This is a genomic window from Citrobacter sp. wls615, assembly GCF_005281355.1.
GTDB lineage: Bacteria > Pseudomonadota > Gammaproteobacteria > Enterobacterales > Enterobacteriaceae > Citrobacter > Citrobacter werkmanii.
On sequence record NZ_SZXM01000084.1, the window covers coordinates 82,212 to 100,654 of the forward strand.

At 52.5% G+C, this 18,443-nt stretch carries 21 protein-coding genes; 15 read left to right on the forward strand and 6 right to left on the reverse strand.

Annotation, left to right across the window (positions count from 1 at the left end; translation table 11 throughout):
• Positions 1 to 59: 59 nt before the first annotated feature.
• On the reverse strand, positions 60 to 110 hold the full coding sequence (locus FDX04_RS24345; protein WP_212723231.1) for a hypothetical protein: 51 nt from the start codon (positions 108 to 110) through the stop codon (positions 60 to 62).
• 153 nt (positions 111 to 263) lie between these two features.
• Here FDX04_RS24345 and pepA point away from each other — a divergent pair, with 153 nt between their 5' ends.
• The 4 genes from pepA to FDX04_RS21070 all read left to right on the forward strand — a co-directional run bounded on the left by pepA (position 264) and on the right by FDX04_RS21070 (position 5,883).
• Entirely contained in the window at positions 264 to 1,775 is a 1,512-nt protein-coding gene (gene pepA, locus FDX04_RS21055; protein WP_038636783.1) for a leucyl aminopeptidase, read from the forward strand.
• 136 nt (positions 1,776 to 1,911) lie between these two features.
• Complete coding sequence (gene holC, locus FDX04_RS21060; RefSeq protein ID WP_170972899.1) at positions 1,912 to 2,355, forward strand: DNA polymerase III subunit chi; 444 nt, start codon at positions 1,912 to 1,914, stop codon at positions 2,353 to 2,355.
• Entirely contained in the window at positions 2,355 to 5,210 is a 2,856-nt protein-coding gene (locus FDX04_RS21065; protein WP_137360176.1) for a valine--tRNA ligase, read from the forward strand. Before holC ends, FDX04_RS21065 begins: the two co-directional genes overlap by 1 nt.
• A gap of 169 nt (positions 5,211 to 5,379) precedes the next feature.
• Positions 5,380 to 5,883 carry a GNAT family N-acetyltransferase gene (locus tag FDX04_RS21070; protein ID WP_042312683.1) on the forward strand — a complete coding sequence of 168 codons (504 nt, stop codon included), beginning with the start codon at positions 5,380 to 5,382 and terminating at the stop codon, positions 5,881 to 5,883.
• Positions 5,884 to 5,909: 26 nt separating this feature from the next.
• On the opposite strand, the gene FDX04_RS21075 is transcribed toward FDX04_RS21070, so the two are convergent.
• The 3 genes from FDX04_RS21075 to rraB all read right to left on the reverse strand — a co-directional run bounded on the left by FDX04_RS21075 (position 5,910) and on the right by rraB (position 8,144).
• Complete coding sequence (locus tag FDX04_RS21075) at positions 5,910 to 6,740, reverse strand: hypothetical protein (RefSeq protein ID WP_042312685.1); 831 nt, start codon at positions 6,738 to 6,740, stop codon at positions 5,910 to 5,912.
• 168 nt (positions 6,741 to 6,908) lie between these two features.
• Positions 6,909 to 7,667: a tRNA isopentenyl-2-thiomethyl-A-37 hydroxylase MiaE gene (gene miaE, locus FDX04_RS21080; RefSeq protein ID WP_042312687.1), complete on the reverse strand. Its 759-nt coding sequence runs from the start codon at positions 7,665 to 7,667 to the stop codon at positions 6,909 to 6,911.
• 51 nt (positions 7,668 to 7,718) lie between these two features.
• Positions 7,719 to 8,144, reverse strand: coding sequence for a ribonuclease E inhibitor RraB (rraB, locus tag FDX04_RS21085; protein WP_042312689.1), 426 nt, complete (start codon positions 8,142 to 8,144; stop codon positions 7,719 to 7,721).
• A gap of 98 nt (positions 8,145 to 8,242) precedes the next feature.
• Between rraB and FDX04_RS24730 the strand changes: the two genes are divergently transcribed.
• Complete coding sequence (locus FDX04_RS24730; protein ID WP_371415456.1) at positions 8,243 to 8,338, forward strand: hypothetical protein; 96 nt, start codon at positions 8,243 to 8,245, stop codon at positions 8,336 to 8,338.
• Positions 8,308 to 9,315, forward strand: coding sequence for an ornithine carbamoyltransferase (gene argF, locus FDX04_RS21090; protein ID WP_137360177.1), 1,008 nt, complete (start codon positions 8,308 to 8,310; stop codon positions 9,313 to 9,315). Before FDX04_RS24730 ends, argF (FDX04_RS21090) begins: the two co-directional genes overlap by 31 nt.
• Before the next feature lie 104 nt (positions 9,316 to 9,419).
• Here argF (FDX04_RS21090) and FDX04_RS21095 read toward each other — a convergent pair whose 3' ends face one another.
• The gene (locus FDX04_RS21095; RefSeq protein WP_137360178.1) at positions 9,420 to 9,872 is read right to left on the reverse strand and encodes a YhcH/YjgK/YiaL family protein; all 453 of its coding nucleotides are present in this window, start codon (positions 9,870 to 9,872) and stop codon (positions 9,420 to 9,422) included.
• Positions 9,873 to 10,544: 672 nt separating this feature from the next.
• On the opposite strand from FDX04_RS21095, the gene arcA reads away from it, so the two are divergent.
• From arcA to FDX04_RS21120, 5 genes are all read left to right on the forward strand, one after another.
• A complete protein-coding gene (gene arcA, locus FDX04_RS21100; RefSeq protein WP_038636756.1) occupies positions 10,545 to 11,765 on the forward strand; it encodes an arginine deiminase in 1,221 nt (406 codons plus the stop codon).
• A 9-nt stretch (positions 11,766 to 11,774) separates the two neighbouring features.
• A complete protein-coding gene (gene arcC / locus FDX04_RS21105) occupies positions 11,775 to 12,707 on the forward strand; it encodes a carbamate kinase (protein ID WP_038636753.1) in 933 nt (310 codons plus the stop codon).
• A gap of 56 nt (positions 12,708 to 12,763) precedes the next feature.
• Positions 12,764 to 13,768, forward strand: a complete 1,005-nt coding sequence (gene argF / locus FDX04_RS21110; RefSeq protein ID WP_137360179.1) for an ornithine carbamoyltransferase — start codon at positions 12,764 to 12,766, stop codon at positions 13,766 to 13,768.
• 55 nt (positions 13,769 to 13,823) lie between these two features.
• On the forward strand, positions 13,824 to 15,227 hold the full coding sequence (locus FDX04_RS21115) for a YfcC family protein (protein WP_137371439.1): 1,404 nt from the start codon (positions 13,824 to 13,826) through the stop codon (positions 15,225 to 15,227).
• A gap of 144 nt (positions 15,228 to 15,371) precedes the next feature.
• A complete protein-coding gene (locus tag FDX04_RS21120) occupies positions 15,372 to 15,851 on the forward strand; it encodes an arginine repressor (protein ID WP_042312701.1) in 480 nt (159 codons plus the stop codon).
• Here the strand turns inward: FDX04_RS21120 and FDX04_RS21125 are convergent.
• Positions 15,848 to 15,970: a hypothetical protein gene (locus tag FDX04_RS21125; protein WP_087857458.1), complete on the reverse strand. Its 123-nt coding sequence runs from the start codon at positions 15,968 to 15,970 to the stop codon at positions 15,848 to 15,850. The two genes, FDX04_RS21120 and FDX04_RS21125, sit on opposite strands and share 4 nt — an antisense overlap.
• Here FDX04_RS21125 and pyrL point away from each other — a divergent pair.
• From pyrL to ridA, 4 genes are all read left to right on the forward strand, one after another.
• Entirely contained in the window at positions 15,950 to 16,051 is a 102-nt protein-coding gene (pyrL, locus tag FDX04_RS21130) for a pyr operon leader peptide (protein ID WP_003025819.1), read from the forward strand. The genes FDX04_RS21125 and pyrL overlap by 21 nt on opposite strands.
• A 36-nt stretch (positions 16,052 to 16,087) precedes the next feature.
• Entirely contained in the window at positions 16,088 to 17,023 is a 936-nt protein-coding gene (gene pyrB / locus FDX04_RS21140; RefSeq protein ID WP_038636743.1) for an aspartate carbamoyltransferase, read from the forward strand.
• Between the two features lie 13 nt (positions 17,024 to 17,036).
• Positions 17,037 to 17,498, forward strand: coding sequence for an aspartate carbamoyltransferase regulatory subunit (gene pyrI / locus FDX04_RS21145; RefSeq protein WP_003025816.1), 462 nt, complete (start codon positions 17,037 to 17,039; stop codon positions 17,496 to 17,498).
• Positions 17,499 to 17,574: 76 nt separating this feature from the next.
• Entirely contained in the window at positions 17,575 to 17,961 is a 387-nt protein-coding gene (ridA, locus tag FDX04_RS21150) for a 2-iminobutanoate/2-iminopropanoate deaminase (RefSeq protein WP_000047544.1), read from the forward strand.
• The last annotated feature ends 482 nt before the right edge of the window (positions 17,962 to 18,443 follow it).

Sequence of the window (18,443 nt, forward strand, 5' to 3'; positions counted from 1 at the left end):
AAATACGCCCGTAAAAACCCGTCTTTTGCCGGAATTTAGCTTGTTTCATGGCTTAAACGTCATTTATTCTCTTGAGTCGTCGAAATCGTCGCTAAGATCATTATACTCAACGGATCCACCTCTCAGAAATTGTTCTGACGTGCCAATGCCGTAATAACGTTAAGATTAACACGAAGTCACCGCAACAGCGGGAATGAGTTACGAAAGCTTGCAATTCTATCCGTAGCCACCGCCGTTGTCTTTAAGATTCAGGAGCGTAGTGCATGGAGTTCAGTGTAAAAAGCGGTAGCCCGGAGAAACAGCGGAGTGCCTGCATCGTCGTGGGCGTCTTTGAACCACGCCGCCTCTCTCCGATTGCAGAGCAGCTCGACAAGATCAGCGATGGGTACATCAGCGCACTGCTGCGTCGTGGCGAACTGGAAGGCAAACCAGGTCAAACCCTGTTGCTGCACCATGTTCCTAACGTCCTGTCTGAGCGAATTCTCCTCATCGGTTGTGGTAAAGAGCGTGAGCTTGATGAACGTCAGTATAAGCAGGTCATTCAGAAAACTATAAATACCCTGAATGATACAGGCTCAATGGAAGCCGTCTGCTTCCTGACTGAGCTACACGTTAAAGGTCGCAATAACTACTGGAAAGTACGTCAAGCCGTTGAGACGGCACAGGAAACGCTGTACAGCTTTGATCAGTTGAAGACTAACAAAAGCGAACCACGTCGTCCGCTGCGTAAAATGGTCTTTAACGTACCGACCCGCCGCGAATTGACCAGCGGTGAACGTGCCATTCAGCACGGCCTGGCGATTGCCGCCGGGATCAAAGCGGCAAAAGATCTCGGCAACATGCCGCCGAATATCTGTAACGCCGCCTACCTGGCCTCTCAGGCGCGTCAGTTGGCTGATAGCTATAGCAAAAATGTTGTCACCCGCGTCATCGGTGAGCAGCAGATGAAAGAGCTGGGCATGCACTCCTATCTTGCGGTCGGCAATGGTTCGCAAAACGAGTCGCTGATGTCGGTGATTGAGTATAAAGGTGTCGAATCCGAAGACGTACGCCCGATCGTGTTGGTGGGTAAAGGGTTAACCTTTGACTCCGGCGGTATCTCCATCAAACCTGCCGAAGGCATGGATGAGATGAAATACGATATGTGCGGCGCGGCAGCTGTGTATGGCGTGATGCGCATGGTGGCAGAGCTACAGTTGCCAATCAACGTCGTCGGCGTACTGGCGGGCTGTGAAAACATGCCGGGTGGTCGCGCGTATCGCCCGGGCGATGTGCTGACGACCATGTCTGGTCAAACCGTTGAAGTGCTGAACACCGATGCTGAAGGCCGTCTGGTGCTGTGCGACGTGTTAACCTACGTCGAGCGTTTTGAACCGGAAGCGGTCATTGACGTGGCAACGCTGACCGGCGCGTGCGTGATTGCCCTGGGCCATCACATCACCGGCCTGATGTCGAACCACAATCCGCTGGCGCACGAGCTTATTGGCGCGTCTGAGCAGGCGGGCGACCGCGCGTGGCGTCTGCCGTTGGGTGATGAATTCCAGGAACAACTGGAGTCCAACTTTGCGGATATGGCTAACATCGGCGGCCGTCCTGGTGGTGCTATCACCGCGGGCTGCTTCCTGTCGCGCTTTACCCGTAAATATAACTGGGCGCACCTGGATATCGCGGGTACCGCATGGCGTTCCGGTAAAGCCAAAGGCGCCACCGGTCGTCCGGTAGCGCTGCTGTCGCAGTTCCTGCTTAATCGCGCCGGATTTAACGGCGACGAGTAAGTTTGAGATTACCCCGTAGGCCGGATAAGCGCCGCGCCATCCGGCAAAATGCCTGATGACGGCGCTAATGCGCCTTATCAGGCCTACGGGGTGCATCATGGCAACGCATTTAAATTCACCACAAGAAGCCCCATATATGAAGAATGCGACGTTCTATCTTCTGGATAATGACACTACCGTTGATGGCTTAAGCGCCGTCGAGCTACTGGTGTGTGAAATTGCCGCAGAACGTTGGCGTGCTGGCAAGCGCGTGCTGATCGCCTGCGAAAACGAAAAGCAGGCCTTTCGCCTTGATGAAGCCCTGTGGGCAAGACCGGCAGAAAGCTTCGTGCCGCATAATCTGGCGGGTGAAGGTCCCAGAGGCGGCGCACCGGTAGAGATTGCCTGGCCGGAAAAACGCAACAGCAGCCCGCGCGACCTGCTCATCAGTTTGCGCGTTGGCTTTGCAGATTTTGCCACCGCTTTCACAGAAGTGATAGACTTCGTCCCTTACGAAGATTCTTTGAAACAATCGGCACGCGATCGCTACAAAGCTTACCGCGTGGCTGGTTTTAACCTGAATACGGCAACCTGGAAATAATGGAAAAGACATATAACCCACAAGATATCGAACAGCCGCTTTACGAGCACTGGGAAAAGCAGGGCTATTTCAAACCTAACGGCGATGAAAGCAAAGAGTCCTTCTGCATCATGATCCCGCCGCCGAACGTCACCGGCAGTTTGCATATGGGTCATGCTTTCCAGCAAACCATCATGGACACCATGATTCGCTACCAGCGCATGCAGGGCAAAAACACCCTGTGGCAGGCTGGTACCGACCACGCGGGTATCGCTACCCAGATGGTGGTTGAGCGTAAGATTGCCGCTGAAGAAGGTAAAACTCGTCACGACTACGGTCGCGAAGCGTTTATCGACAAAATCTGGCAGTGGAAAGCGGAATCCGGCGGCACCATTACCCGTCAGATGCGCCGTCTCGGCAACTCCGTTGACTGGGAGCGCGAGCGTTTCACCATGGACGAAGGTCTTTCCAATGCCGTGAAAGAAGTCTTCGTTCGCCTGTACAAAGAAGACCTGATTTACCGTGGCAAGCGCCTGGTGAACTGGGACCCGAAACTGCGCACCGCCATCTCTGACCTGGAAGTGGAAAACCGCGAGTCCAAAGGCTCGATGTGGCACATCCGCTATCCGCTGGCCGACGGCGCGAAAACCGCAGATGGTAAAGATTATCTGGTCGTCGCCACTACCCGTCCGGAAACCATTCTCGGCGATACTGGCGTGGCCGTGAATCCGGAAGATCCACGTTATAAAGATCTGATCGGCAAATTCGTTATTCTGCCGCTGGTCGACCGCCGTATTCCGATTGTTGGTGATGAACACGCCGATATGGAAAAAGGCACCGGCTGCGTGAAAATCACCCCGGCACACGACTTTAACGACTACGAAGTCGGGAAACGTCACGGCCTGCCGATGATCAATATTCTGACCTTTGATGGCGACATCCGCGAAACCGCAGAAGTGTACGACACCAAAGGCGAAGAGTCTGACGTTTATTCCAATGAAATTCCGGCTGAATTCCAGAAGCTGGAACGTTTTGCTGCCCGTAAAGCGATCGTCGCAGCCGTTGACGCGCTGGGCCTGCTGGAAGAAATTAAACCGCACGATCTGACCGTCCCTTATGGCGACCGTGGCGGCGTAGTTATCGAACCGATGCTGACCGACCAGTGGTACGTGCGTGCCGACGTGCTGGCGAAACCGGCGGTGGAAGCGGTTGAAAACGGCAGCATTCAGTTCGTGCCGAAGCAGTACGAAAACATGTACTTCTCCTGGATGCGCGATATTCAGGACTGGTGTATCTCCCGTCAGCTGTGGTGGGGTCACCGTATCCCGGCATGGTACGACAACGACGGCAACGTCTACGTTGGCCGTACAGAAGACGAAGTGCGTCAGGAAAACAACCTCGGCGCCGACGTTGCGCTTCGTCAGGACGAAGACGTTCTCGATACCTGGTTCTCCTCCGCGCTGTGGACTTTCTCCACCCTCGGCTGGCCGGAAAACACCGACGCCCTGCGTCAGTTCCACCCGACCAGCGTGATGGTTTCCGGCTTCGACATCATCTTCTTCTGGATTGCCCGCATGATCATGATGACCATGCACTTCATCAAAGATGAAAACGGCAAGCCGCAGGTGCCGTTCCATACCGTCTACATGACCGGTCTGATTCGTGACGACGAAGGCCAGAAGATGTCCAAATCCAAGGGTAACGTTATTGACCCGCTGGATATGGTCGACGGCATCTCCCTGCCGGAGCTGCTGGAAAAACGTACCGGCAACATGATGCAGCCGCAGCTGGCTGAGAAGATTGCCAAGCGTACCGAGAAGCAGTTCCCGAACGGTATCGAGCCGCACGGCACCGACGCCCTGCGCTTTACCCTGGCGGCGCTGGCCTCGACCGGTCGCGACATCAACTGGGATATGAAGCGTCTGGAAGGTTACCGTAACTTCTGTAACAAGCTGTGGAACGCCAGCCGCTTTGTGCTGATGAACACTGAAGATCAGGATTGCGGCTTCAACGGTGGTGAAATGACGCTGTCGCTGGCGGACCGCTGGATCCTGGCGGAATTCAACCAGACCGTTAAAGCGTACCGCGAAGCGCTGGATAACTTCCGCTTCGATATCGCTGCGGGCATCCTGTACGAGTTCACCTGGAACCAGTTCTGCGACTGGTATCTGGAGCTGACCAAGCCGGTGATGACCGGCGGTTCCGAGTCTGAATTGCGCGGCACCCGCAATACGCTGGTCACCGTGCTGGAAGGTCTGTTGCGCCTGGCGCACCCGATCATCCCGTTCATCACCGAAACCATCTGGCAGCGCGTGAAGGTCATTTGCGGTATTACCGCCGATACCATCATGCTGCAGCCGTTCCCGGAATATAACGCCGCGCAGGTTGATGAAGCCGCGCTGGCTGATACCGAATGGCTGAAGCAGGCGATCGTTGCCGTGCGTAACATTCGTGCGGAAATGAACATCGCCCCGGGTAAACCGCTGGAGCTGCTGCTGCGTGGTTGCAGCAAAGATGCGGAGCGTCGTGTGAACGACAACCGCAGCTTCCTGCTGAACCTGGCGCGTCTGGAAAGCATCACCGTGCTGCCTGCCGATAACAAAGGTCCGGTTTCCGTGACCAAAATCATCGACGGCGCTGAACTGTTGATCCCAATGGCTGGCCTCATCAACAAAGAAGATGAGCTGGCGCGTCTGGCGAAAGAAGTGGCGAAAATCGAAGGTGAGATTGCCCGTATCGAAGGCAAACTCTCCAACGAAGGTTTCGTCGCTCGCGCACCGGAAGCGGTGATCGCCAAAGAGCGTGAGAAGTTAGACGGTTACGCAGAAGCCAAAGCGAAGCTGATTGAGCAGCAGGCGGTCATCGCCGCGCTGTAATCATCGAGCCCGTAGGTCGGATAAGCGTAGCGCATCCGACACTACTGACGATTAAAAAGCCTCTGGCGTCCTCGCTCAGAGGCTTTTTATTGAATTATCCTCGCTTGCGCTTCCCCTCACCGCAGTGGTATTAACTGCATATGTTCCACATTTATGTCATGAGTTCGCTATGAGTGTCACTACCCCTGCCTTTGCGACGCTGCGTCGTCTTACCGCCGACGATAACGCCGCCATCGCCCGCGTTATTCGCCAGGTTTCCGCCGAATACGGGCTTACCGCTGATAAAGGCTATACCGTCGCCGACCCTAATCTGGATGAGCTGTTCCAGGTTTACAGCCAGCCGGGCGCGGCCTATTGGGTCGTTGAGCAGAATGGTCAGGTGGTGGGCGGCGGCGGCGTCGCGCCGTTAGGCTGTAGCGAGCCGGACATTTGCGAGCTGCAGAAGATGTATTTCCTGTCGAGCGTACGCGGCCAGGGGCTGGCGAAAAAGCTGGCGCTGATGGCGCTGGATCACGCCCGTGAGCAGGGTTTTAAGCAGTGCTATCTGGAAACGACCGCGTTTCTGACCGAGGCTATTCGCCTGTATGAACATTTAGGCTTTGAGCATATCAGCGAAGCGCTGGGCTGCACCGGGCACGTGGATTGTGAAGTACGGATGTTAAAGCCCCTCTGACCTTACGCTGAGGGGCTATGGCAACCTTACTGCATCTCAGCTGAAAGCATCAGACGAATCACGCCGGCCGAACGCGCGGTCGGCAGCTTCAACACCTGTGACCAGAGATCCTGCACTATCTCACAGGCAATCTTCTCTTTGCCGACAGCTTTAGTCGGATCGGCCATGATTTGAATATCCGGTCCATAGCGCTGTACTAGTCCTGGACTTATTGCTTGCAGATCCTGCAACGCCAGCTGTTTCTCTTCTGCCGTGACCGTATGTTTGTTCGGACCATAGGCAGCACGCATCATACTCATATCACTCGCCATACGACGGTTCATGATCTCATGCGGAACCAGACGTGCCGGGTTAATCCCCCCTTTTACTGCCGGAAACAGGAAGCGGAAGCATTCGTCATCACCTATTTTGGCCACGGCGGCGATCTGCTCAAGATTAATTTTCATATATTCAATGACATTGGCATCAGGAGCTTGCTGCAATCGTGCCATCTGCAACTGAAGAATCTGCGGCTGTATCGCGTCGATAACCTGCTGTTCGCTGCTCCCCGCTTTCTTCATCTGCGCTGCCTGGCTGATAATTTTTTGTGTCAGCGCGGGCTCCTGTTCCTTAATCACCTGAAACGCCGGATTAGAGAGCATCGCCTTTTCAAACTGCTGCTCTTCGGTCAGACCATAATCCGGGTTTTCACGTGGGATCAGGTAGTGCACATCAAACAGATTCCACGCAATAATCGCCACCACAAAGACCACCGCGCCTGAGATCTTGCCCAGCCAGCCTTTTTTACGAAACATGCCAACGACGATGGCAATCACCACCCCGATATAGCCCGCTAACCATACGTGTGCCCAGTTCATTAACCATCCTTATGCAAAACAATCTCTGGTAAGGGGATATATTTCCCCCTTCGTGTGTTTTGATTATTACGGCAGCGGCGAGCGATTTCCAGCCACCAGATTTTGCTAGCGGAAATGGGGGAAGAGGTAATACGCGCGATGATTGAACACCGCACGTCACGGAAAGAATCAAGCCGGTACGCCGCTGTGAAAGCGGAACTCGTCGTCAGGAGAGGTAATCAGCGCGGCTTCGACTTCGCCAAAAAATCGCACCCGGTCGCTGATATCATCAGCAGAAACCTGCTGCGCCAGCGCCAGATAATCCTGATAGTGCCGCGCCTCGGATCGCAGCAGCGACAGATAAAACGCCTGCAAATCAGCCTCCAGATACGGTGCCAGCGCGGCAAAACGTTCACAGGAGCGGGCTTCGATATACGCCCCGCAAATCAGCTTGTCGATCAGCGTCAGCGGCTCGTGGGTGCGTACCTCTTTGAGCATGCCTTTGGCGTAACGGCTGGCGGTAATTTTGATGTAAGGAATATTGCGGCTCATCATCGCCTCGCGTACCTGCGAGAAGTGATGTAGCTCTTCTTTAATCAGCAACACCATGCTGTCAATAAGCTTTCGTCCCCACGGGTCGTCGGTCTGCGGCATGACGCTTTTGCTTATCTGTTTATTCAGCGCGATAAAATCCGGCTCATCCCCTTCTCTGAAAGCAAACGCTTCATAGGGTTTCAGCCAGTCCAACAGCGCCTGCGATCCCTGTTTATCCGCGACATACTTACGCACCAGCAGCATTGCCGTTTGCGCCGCTTTCAGTTCGCAGACGAGGTGATCGGTCAATAACAGCGGCAGATTCGCCGGGTCTCGCGCTTTATCAAGCCAGGCCTGGGGCGTTTTGCATTTCAGGAAGTTGTGGATCGGGGAGAGTATTTGCGGGTAATCCATACGTTGTCCTTGGCCTGCGGCAGCCTGTGCTACCGCAGGTCAGCAGATGACTTAGTGACGCACGCCGTCATCATCTTCGTCGACGAGGTCTTCATCGTCGCCGTCTTCACCTTCTTCGCCGTTCGGGTCTTCAAAATAAGTGCCCCAACCGTCGTATTCCACTTCAAATTTTTCAGCCAGGTTCATCAGTTGCTCAACCTGCGCGTCAATCAGCTCGGCATTCAGGGCGCATTCGCTGAGGATGTCACAGCAAATAACCGTGTCGCCTTCTTCCACTTCCAGCTCTTCCGGCTCGGTCACTTCATAACCCAGCTTGAAGGCTTCTACTGCCGCTTTTTCCAGGGTTTCAAAGTCGTCCGCGGAAAGGTGATGCTCAATGGTGTACAGCGCGTCTGGATCGCTGCCATCTTCGAGTAACTCTTCAATAATCAAGCGTGTTTCTTCACGCTGCTCTTCCAGTAGTTCCGGGTTTGCCATGGCTCGTTCCTCATAATGTCCTGCCGATACTCTTATTGTCACATACCGCTGTCATTGCCTCCACCTTTCCAGGAAAGATTTGTTAAACAAGGTTGCAAATGAATAAACATACATATAAATTGAATTTTAATTCAATAAATGGCTTAAGCCATGTGAGGAAACCATGTCTACGTTTTATCAGAAGCACTTTTTGAAATTGCTCGATTTCACCTCTGCTGAACTCACGTCACTGCTCAAGCTCGCCGCACAGCTCAAGGCAGATAAGAAAAACGGCACAGAGGTGGCTCAACTCACCGGTAAAAATATCGCGCTCATCTTCGAAAAAGACTCGACTCGTACTCGTTGCTCTTTCGAAGTTGCCGCATACGATCAGGGCGCTCGAGTGACATATCTCGGGCCAAGCGGCAGCCAGATTGGACATAAAGAGTCGATTAAAGATACTGCCCGCGTGCTTGGCCGTATGTACGACGGTATTCAGTATCGGGGTCACGGTCAGGAAGTGGTGGAAACGCTGGCGGAATATGCCGGTGTGCCGGTGTGGAATGGATTAACTAACGAGTTTCATCCCACCCAGTTACTGGCGGATCTGTTAACTATGCAGGAACACCTGCCGGGTAAAGCATTTAATGAGATGACGCTGGTCTATACCGGCGATGCCCGTAACAATATGGGCAATTCAATGCTGGAAGCCGCCGCGTTAACCGGGTTAGATCTGCGTCTGGTTGCACCGCAGGCCTGCTGGCCGGAAGAGAGTCTGGTGGCAGAATGCAAAGCGCTGGCACAGAAAAACGGTGGCAATATTACGCTGACCGAAGATATCGCCACGGGCGTAAAAGGTGCAGACTTCATCTACACCGACGTATGGGTGTCAATGGGCGAAGCGAAAGAGAAGTGGGCCGAGCGTATTGCACTGCTGCGCAAATATCAGGTAAACAGCACGATGATGGCGCTCACCGGCAATCCGCAGGTGAAATTTCTGCACTGCCTGCCCGCGTTCCATGACGATCAAACCACTCTTGGCAAACAAATGGAGCAACAGTACTGTTTGCACGGCGGGATGGAAGTGACCGACGACGTCTTTGAGTCCCCCGCCAGCATCGTATTTGATCAGGCGGAAAACCGGATGCACACCATTAAAGCGGTAATGGTGGCGACGCTTTCCAAAAAATAACGTTGCATGATTGATTTGCCGGATGGCGATGCTCAGCATCTTACCCGGCCTACAACCGCGCTCCCGTAGGCCGGGCAAGGCGAAGCCGCCCCCGGCAAACACGCTTATTCCACCCGCATTTTCACCACCGCTTTGCGTACCAGCGCCGGAGCACCGACTGCGCACAGCGGTTTGTGCACTTCCCCCGGATAGAACACCACAAAGTCACCCTCGTTCAGCACCACCGTTTTCTCCTGTGCCCCTTCCGACAGGAAGGCAATATCTTTATCCGCCAGCCAGTCAGTTTCCGGCGCGCCCGCAGGCTGCGTACTAAAGGTCATGCCTTCCTGCCCTTTGAGCAGGATCTGAATATCCAGATAGCGGGCATGATATTCGGCACGGCGCTGTGCAAACGGCTCCGTCATATCTTCGGCAATCAGATAAAACAGGCGATCGCCATCGATGTCATGCTTACCCTTTTCCGTCGCATCCGTAACATGCGTTTTAATGTGCTCAATCGCCTGACGCAGCTCTTCCGGCAGCCAGGCACCCAGGTTGTGAATATTGCCGACAATCATCTCAAACCCCTTGATTAAAACATCGTTTCATTTTTGTTGTTATACGAAAAAACGGCCTGTCATACCACTCCTAATTACCGATATTTTGCGGCAACGCATGTTTATCGCTGATGATGTTAGATAGTTGTTAACCTCACGCATCAGGTTATGCATAAACACTGCATAACTCTTACCCCCTCATTTTTCTCTTTGCTGGTAACTTACTGGTTTTGAAAGTGTTATGATAAAACCAAGCAGTCGATCACAATTCACACCTCCCCCACTCGCTTTGTTCGCCACCATATTTATTTGGCAATAAACTGTCCCGTACAAATAATAGAATCACAGAACCGCATAAACATTCACCTCATAATAAAAAATACATAAAAATCAATCAATTATTAAGTATATATATTTTTAAAAATGTACATAAAATTAACATAGATAAATAACAAGACATATTCATGCGTAGCAATTCAGTTATTGTATTTATTATTTTTTAAAATCTCAGAGCCATCTCATATATTAGGAAAGCAAATTCAAATATCGAACCGACTGTGAAACAAATCACGTTTCCGTATCAAATAAGATCTAAATATAGATTCTGAAATCAGCTGAAAAATCATGACTGCAATAAATTGCATTTGCAGCCATCTCCTCTTTATTTTTTAAAATCGTATTAAAGGAATAATGATGGAAAAGCATTATGTCGGTTCTGAAATCGGTCAATTACGTAGCGTGATGCTGCATCGCCCTAATCTCAGCTTAAAAAGGCTGACGCCATCCAACTGTCAGGAGCTGCTTTTTGATGATGTGCTTTCGGTAGAACGTGCAGGTGAAGAGCACGACATTTTCGCCAACACGCTGCGTCAGGAGGGAATTGAGGTTCTGTTACTCACTGATTTATTGACACAAACTCTGGATATTCCAGACGCTAAAAGCTGGCTGCTGGATACGCAAATTTCTGATTATCGCCTTGGCCCCACTTTCGCCGCCGATGTCCGCGCCTGGCTTGCGGACATGCAGCACCGGGAACTGGCACGGCATTTAAGCGGCGGGCTGACCTATGGCGAAATCCCAGCGTCAATCAAAAATATGGTGGTTGATACTCATGATATTAATGATTTTATTATGAAGCCATTGCCCAACCATTTATTTACCCGCGACACCTCCTGCTGGATATATAACGGCGTGTCGATTAATCCGATGGCTAAAACCGCCCGGCAACGAGAAACTAATAATCTGCGGGCGATTTACCGTTGGCACCCGCAATTCGCCGATGGTGAGTTTATTAAATACTTCGGTGATGAAAATATTAATTATGACCACGCCACATTAGAAGGTGGCGATGTGCTGGTCATTGGTCGCGGTGCGGTACTTATTGGCATGTCTGAGCGCACCACGCCACAGGGAATCGAGTTCCTTGCTCAGTCACTCTTCAAGCATCGCCAGGCAGAGCGCGTCATCGCGGTCGAACTGCCTAAGCATCGTTCCTGCATGCATCTCGACACCGTGATGACCCACATCGATATCGATACCTTCTCTGTCTACCCGGAAGTGGTGCGCCCGGACGTGCAGTGCTGGACTCTGACGCCGGACGGGCGCGGCGGCCTGAAACGGACGCAGGAAAGTACGCTGGTTCATGCCCTGGAAAAAGCGCTGGGGCTCGATCAAATTCGCCTGATTACCACCGGCGGTGACGCCTTCGAAGCCGAACGTGAACAGTGGAATGACGCCAACAACGTCCTGACGCTACGTCCCGGTGTGGTTGTGGGTTACGAGCGCAATATCTGGACCAACGAGAAATACGACAAAGCCGGTATCACCGTTTTACCCATTCCTGGCGACGAACTTGGACGCGGACGCGGCGGCGCGCGCTGCATGAGCTGCCCGCTGGAACGCGACGGTATTTAAGGAGACGTCATGGAAAATAAACCGACCCTGGTTGTGGCTCTGGGCGGCAACGCGCTGCTCAAACGCGGCGAGCCGCTGGAAGCAGACATCCAACGTAAGAATATTGAGCTGGCGGCAAAAACCATCGCCCGGCTTACGCAACAGTGGCGTGTGATTCTGGTACACGGCAATGGCCCACAGGTTGGACTGCTGGCGTTACAAAACAGCGCTTACGCCAGCGTCACCCCCTATCCGCTCGATATTCTCGGCGCGGAAAGTCAGGGAATGATTGGCTATATGTTGCAACAGGCGCTGAAAAACCAGCTTCCACAGCGAGAAATTAGCGTCCTGCTGACGCAGGTTGAAGTCGATGCCCACGATCCAGCCTTCAGCAATCCCACCAAATATATCGGGCCCATTTACGACCAAACCCAGGCCAGTGCATTACAGGTGGAAAAAGGCTGGGTTTTCAAAGCCGATGGTAAAGCGTTCCGTCGCGTTGTGCCCTCTCCGCAACCCAAACGTATTGTTGAAAGTGACGCGATCCAGGCGTTGATCGCCCGCGATCATCTGGTCATCTGCAATGGCGGCGGCGGTGTGCCGGTCGTGGAAAAAGCCGATGGCTACCACGGCATTGAAGCCGTGATCGACAAAGATCTCTCCGCTGCCCTGCTCGCCAGCCAGCTTCATGCTGATGCGTTGCTCATCCTGACCGATGCCGACGCGGTGTACCTCGACTGGGGCAAACCCACCCAGCGCCCTCTGGCTCAGGTCACCCCCGAAATACTCGGCGAGATGCAGTTCGACGCCGGTTCTATGGGGCCGAAAGTTACCGCCTGCGCGAATTTTGTCTCTCAATGCCAGGGGATAGCAGGCATCGGCTCCCTGGCCGACGGCCCGGCCATTCTCTCGGGAGAGAAAGGCACATTGATTCGGCCCGAAACCATTGCTTACGACGCGTGACCCATTTTTGCCGGATGGGCGACTGCGCCTTATCCGGCCTACATAAGGACATTCTGATGACTGTTAACTTAAAAAATCGCAATTTTCTTAAATTGCTCGACTACGCCCCGGCAGAGATCCAGTACCTGATCGATCTGGCTATCGAATTAAAAACGGCGAAAAAGGCCGGACGCGAAAGACAGACGCTGGTCGGTAAAAATATCGCGCTCATCTTCGAAAAAACCTCAACCCGCACCCGCTGCGCCTTTGAGGTTGGCGCTTTTGATCAGGGCGCGCAGGTGACCTATCTCGGCCCAAGCGGCTCACAGATTGGTCACAAAGAATCGATGAAAGATACCGCCCGCGTGTTAGGCCGCATGTACGACGGCATCGAATATCGCGGATATGGCCAGGAGATCGTCGAAGAACTGGGGCAGTTCGCCGGTGTTCCGGTATGGAACGGACTGACCAACGAATTTCACCCTACGCAGATCCTTGCGGATCTGATGACCATGCTGGAACACGCGCCGGGCAAAACCTTACCTGAACTGAGCTTCGCCTACCTCGGTGACGCCCGCAATAACATGGGTAATTCGCTGATGGTTGGCGCGGCGAAAATGGGGATGGACATCCGCCTCGTCGCCCCTAAATCCTTCTGGCCGGATGAGACGCTGGTTGCCGAATGCCGTGAAATCGCCAGCGTGACAGGCGCGCGCATTACGCTCACGGAGGACGTTGAGGAAGGCGTTTACGACGTGGATTTCCTCTATACCGATGTCTGGGTCTCCATGGGCGAACCCAAAGAGGCATGGGCAGAACGCGTAAGCCTGATGACGCCTTACCAGATTAACCAGCGAGTCATCAACGCAACCGGCAACCCCAATGTGAAATTTATGCACTGTCTGCCCGCCTTCCATAACGAACACACCAAAGTTGGGCGTGAAATCGAAGCGGCTTACGGCCTGAAAGGGCTTGAGGTCACGGAAGAGGTGTTCGAGTCAGCACACTCCATCGTCTTCGACGAAGCAGAAAACCGGATGCATACCATCAAAGCGGTCATGGTAGCGACACTCGGCGACTAACCCCTGCGGGCATATGTCGCCTGACGGCATATGCCCGAGCTATCCGGAGAACATCATGGGCAAATTCAAATTTCCCAGCGCGTATACCATCCTGTTTATTCTTATTGCACTCGTCGCTGTTATGACCTGGATTGTCCCGGCAGGGAAATACCAGATGGCGATGAATGCGACCCTGGGTAAAGAAGTGCCGGTTGCCGGGACTTATGCCCCCACAGAGGCGCATCCACAAGGCATTACCGCTGTACTGCTGGCGCCAATTGACGGTCTTTATAATCACGAGACCTACACCGCCGGCGCCATTGATGTGGCGCTGTTTGTCCTGATCATCGGCGGTTTTCTCGGCGTGGTAAATAAAACGGGCGCCATTGACGCCGGTATCGAACGCGTAACGGTCAGGCTTAACGGCAAAGAAGAGTGGATGATCCCCATCCTGATGGGACTTTTCGCCGCCGGCGGTACGATTTACGGGATGGCGGAAGAGTCGCTACCTTTTTACACGCTGCTCGTCCCGGTAATGATGGCGGCCCGCTTTGATCCACTGGTCGCTGCTGCGACCGTTTTGCTCGGCGCAGGTATCGGCACACTCGGTTCGACAATTAACCCGTTCGCAACGGTTATCGCTGCCAACGCGGCCGGGATCCCCTTCACCCAGGGAATGCTGATGCGCATTCTGCTGCTGGTCGTCGGCTATGTGATCTGCGTGGTGTGGGTCATGCGCTATGCCCGGAAAGTTCGCAGCCATCCTGAGCTGTCTATCGTGGCGGATAAAATGGAGGAAAACCGCGCCCATTTTCTCGGTAGTCGCGCCAATACCAATCTGGAATTCACGGCAACGCGGAAATGGATCCTGCTGATTTTCGCCGCCGCCTTTGCGGTAATGATCTATGGGGTGGCGGTACTCGGATGGTGGATGGCAGAAATATCCGGTGTTTTTCTGGCTGCTGCGATTATCGTCGGCGTAATCGCCCGCATGAGTGAAGAGGCATTTACCAGTACGTTCATTGACGGTGCGCGGGATCTGCTTGGCGTAGCGCTGATTATCGGTATTGCGCGCGGCATCGTCGTGGTGATGGATAACGGCATGATCACTCACACCATTCTGCACAGCGCTGAAAATTTAGTCTCCGGCCTTTCCACCACCATTTTCATCAATGTGACCTATTGGCTGGAAGTTTTGCTCTCCTTCCTGGTCCCATCGTCCTCTGGGCTGGCGGTCCTCACCATGCCCATTATGGCCCCGCTGGCCGACTTCGCGCATGTACAGAGGGATCTGGTCGTCACCGCGTATCAATCCGCTTCCGGCATTGTGAATCTGATTACGCCCACCTCTGCGGTTGTGATGGGTGGGCTGGCCATCGCGCACGTTCCCTATGTGCGTTACCTGAAATGGGTCGCTCCGTTACTGCTCATTTTGACGTTACTGAACATGGTCGTCCTGAGTATCGGCGCGATGCTGTAACCCTTTTAGCCGTCGGATACCGGCGGCTTTTTTGATCGTTCTCTCGTTTTTCTGCACAACCGCCCGTTTGAGCCGTTATTGATACTGCAAATGTGGTGAATTTCGCCATCGCATTGATACAGATAATAAATATAAGGTGATTTTATGAAGGAATTCGATGATTACTCTGCCAAAGAGCAAAAACAGCTGGCGATGTGTCAGCGCCTGATTAGCGAAAAAAGCTACCTGTCCCAGGAAGCGCTGCGCCGCGACCTGCAAAGCCACGGCTTTACCAGTATTAGTCAGTCGACGGTGTCTCGTTTGCTGAAGTTGCTTGGGGCCATAAAAATAAGAAATACAAAAGGGCAAAAAATTTATTCTGTCAATCCTCAGTCACGACCCGCTCCTGATGCGGCGCGATCGATCGCTGAAATGGTGGTCAGCATAGAACACAATAGCGAGTTTATCCTCATTCACACCGCAGCAGGATATGGTCGCGCGGTTGCCAGAATCCTCGATTATCACGCCTTGCCGGAAGTTCTCGGCGTCATTGCCGGCAGCAGTATCGTCTGGGTCGCGCCGCGCGTCGTGCAGCGAACGGGCCTGGTTCACAAGCAGATTAATTATCTCTTTAAAATGAATTAAAATTCAGAAGAACCGTTTGCGATGAATAAATCGTGCATTTTTCGCTTGATCCCATAACGTAGCTGAGTATAATCGCGGACAATTTGCCGGGAGGATGTATGGTTCAGTGTGTACGACATTTTGTCTTACCGCGTCTGAAAAAGGACGCTGGCCTGCCGTTTTTCTTTCCGTTGATCACCCATTCCGAGCCCCTCAATTGAGGGGCTTTTTTTTTGCCCAGGCGTCAGGAGATAAACATGGCTAACCCGCTCTATCAAAAACACATCATTTCCATAAACGACCTCAGCCGCGATGACCTCAATCTGGTCCTCGCAACGGCGGCGAAATTAAAAGCGAACCCACAACCGGAGCTGTTAAAGCATAAAGTCATCGCCAGTTGCTTCTTTGAGGCGTCCACCCGCACCCGTTTATCCTTTGAAACCTCAATGCACCGTCTGGGTGCCAGCGTGGTAGGTTTCTCTGACAGCAGCAACACGTCTCTGGGCAAAAAAGGCGAAACGCTGGCTGACACCATTTCCGTCATCAGCACCTATGTCGACGCCATCGTCATGCGCCATCCGCAGGAAGGCGCCGCGCGTCTGGCAACAGAATTCTCTGGTAACGTTCCGGTTCTTAACGCGGGCGACGGCTCTAACCAGCATCCAACCCAGACGCTGCTGGATCTGTTTACCATCCAGGAAACACAGGGCCGCCTGGACAATCTGCAAATCGCCATGGTGGGTGATCTGAAATATGGCCGCACTGTCCACTCCTTAACTCAGGCGCTGGCGAAATTTGAAGGCAACCGCTTCTACTTCATTGCCCCGGATGCGCTGGCCATGCCGCAATACATTCTGGATATGCTGACTGAAAAGGGCATCGCCTGGAGCCTGCATGGCACTATCGAAGAGGTAATGGCGGAGGTCGATATCCTCTATATGACCCGCGTACAAAAAGAGCGTCTGGACCCATCCGAATACGCCAACGTGAAAGCACAGTTTGTCCTGCGCGCCAGCGACCTGAACGGTGCCAGAGCCAACATGAAGGTACTACATCCGCTGCCGCGTATTGATGAAATCACCACCGACGTCGATAAGACGCCGCACGCCTGGTATTTCCAGCAGGCTGGCAACGGCATCTTCGCCCGCCAGGCGTTACTGGCACTGGTACTGAATAGCGAACTGGCACTGTAAGGGAGAAAAAGAGATGACACACGATAACAAACTGCAGGTTGAAGCCATCAAACGTGGCACCGTGATTGACCATATTCCCGCACAGGTTGGTTTTAAATTGCTGACGCTGTTCAAGCTGACAGAAACCGACCAGCGAATCACCATCGGTCTGAACCTGCCGTCCGGTGAGATGGGTCGTAAGGACTTGATTAAAATTGAAAATACCTTCCTGACCGACGAGCAGGTTAACCAACTCTCTCTGTATGCCCCGCAGGCAACGGTGAACCGCATTGACGATTACGATGTTGTGGGTAAATCACGTCCGAGTCTGCCAGAGCGCATCGACAACGTGCTGGTGTGCCCGAACAGCAACTGTATCAGTCATGCTGAGCCGGTTTCTTCCAGTTTTGCAGTGAAAAAGCGTGCTGATGACATCGCACTCAAATGCAAATACTGTGAAAAAGAGTTTTCGCATTATGTGGTGCTGGCCAACTAATTTGGGTTGGTTATGAGATCCCGGCTCCCTATAATGAGCGGGAACATTCTATTACCGCTGTAATTCAGGAGAAATCATGAGCAAGACTATCGCGACGGAAAATGCACCAGCAGCAATCGGCCCATACGTACAGGGTGTTGACCTGGGTAGCATGGTAATCACTTCCGGTCAGATCCCGGTCGATCCGAAAACCGGCGCCGTAGCGGAAGACGTGTCCGCTCAGGCGCGTCAGTCGCTGGAAAACGTAAAAGCTATCGTTGAAGCAGCAGGTCTGAAAGTGGGCGACATCGTAAAAACGACCGTCTTCGTGAAAGACCTGAACGATTTCGCTACCGTCAACGCCACCTACGAAGCGTTCTTCACTGAGCACAACGCGACCTTCCCGGCGCGTTCTTGCGTGGAAGTTGCCCGTCTGCCGAAAGACGTGAAAATCGAGATTGAAGCGATCGCCGTTCGTCGCTAATATAACCCAGATAAATATTTCAGTTTGATGGCTAATGCTGGTCGCTTAATGTGACCAGTATCTTTATTCAGGAGGTATCCTCCTGTTAAAACTGATAATATTCTTCTGGTGTGAATAAAGATAATGCCACATAAAAACCATTTTAATAATTTAATTAAAAATCCATATCCAACTCACAGGCATTATTTCATTAGCCATCCATTCAACTAACATTATCACCTAATAAGCCCCTCCCCAATTTCATACACAACAGAAATCTATTCGTTGTTTCAACTGCTATATTACATTATTTTCCACATAATTCATTTTTAAAATGAATAATTTCAGAAAAAATTAAAATGCAATTAAGCTAATATTGAGTTAGCTGCGCGTTATTTTCAATTATCATCAGTTTTATTTATATAAAATTACTATTCTTAGTTATTAGGATTAACCAGCTTGTGATGGTTAAGCATAGCTTTCTCTATATAAAAGGGTTTTAA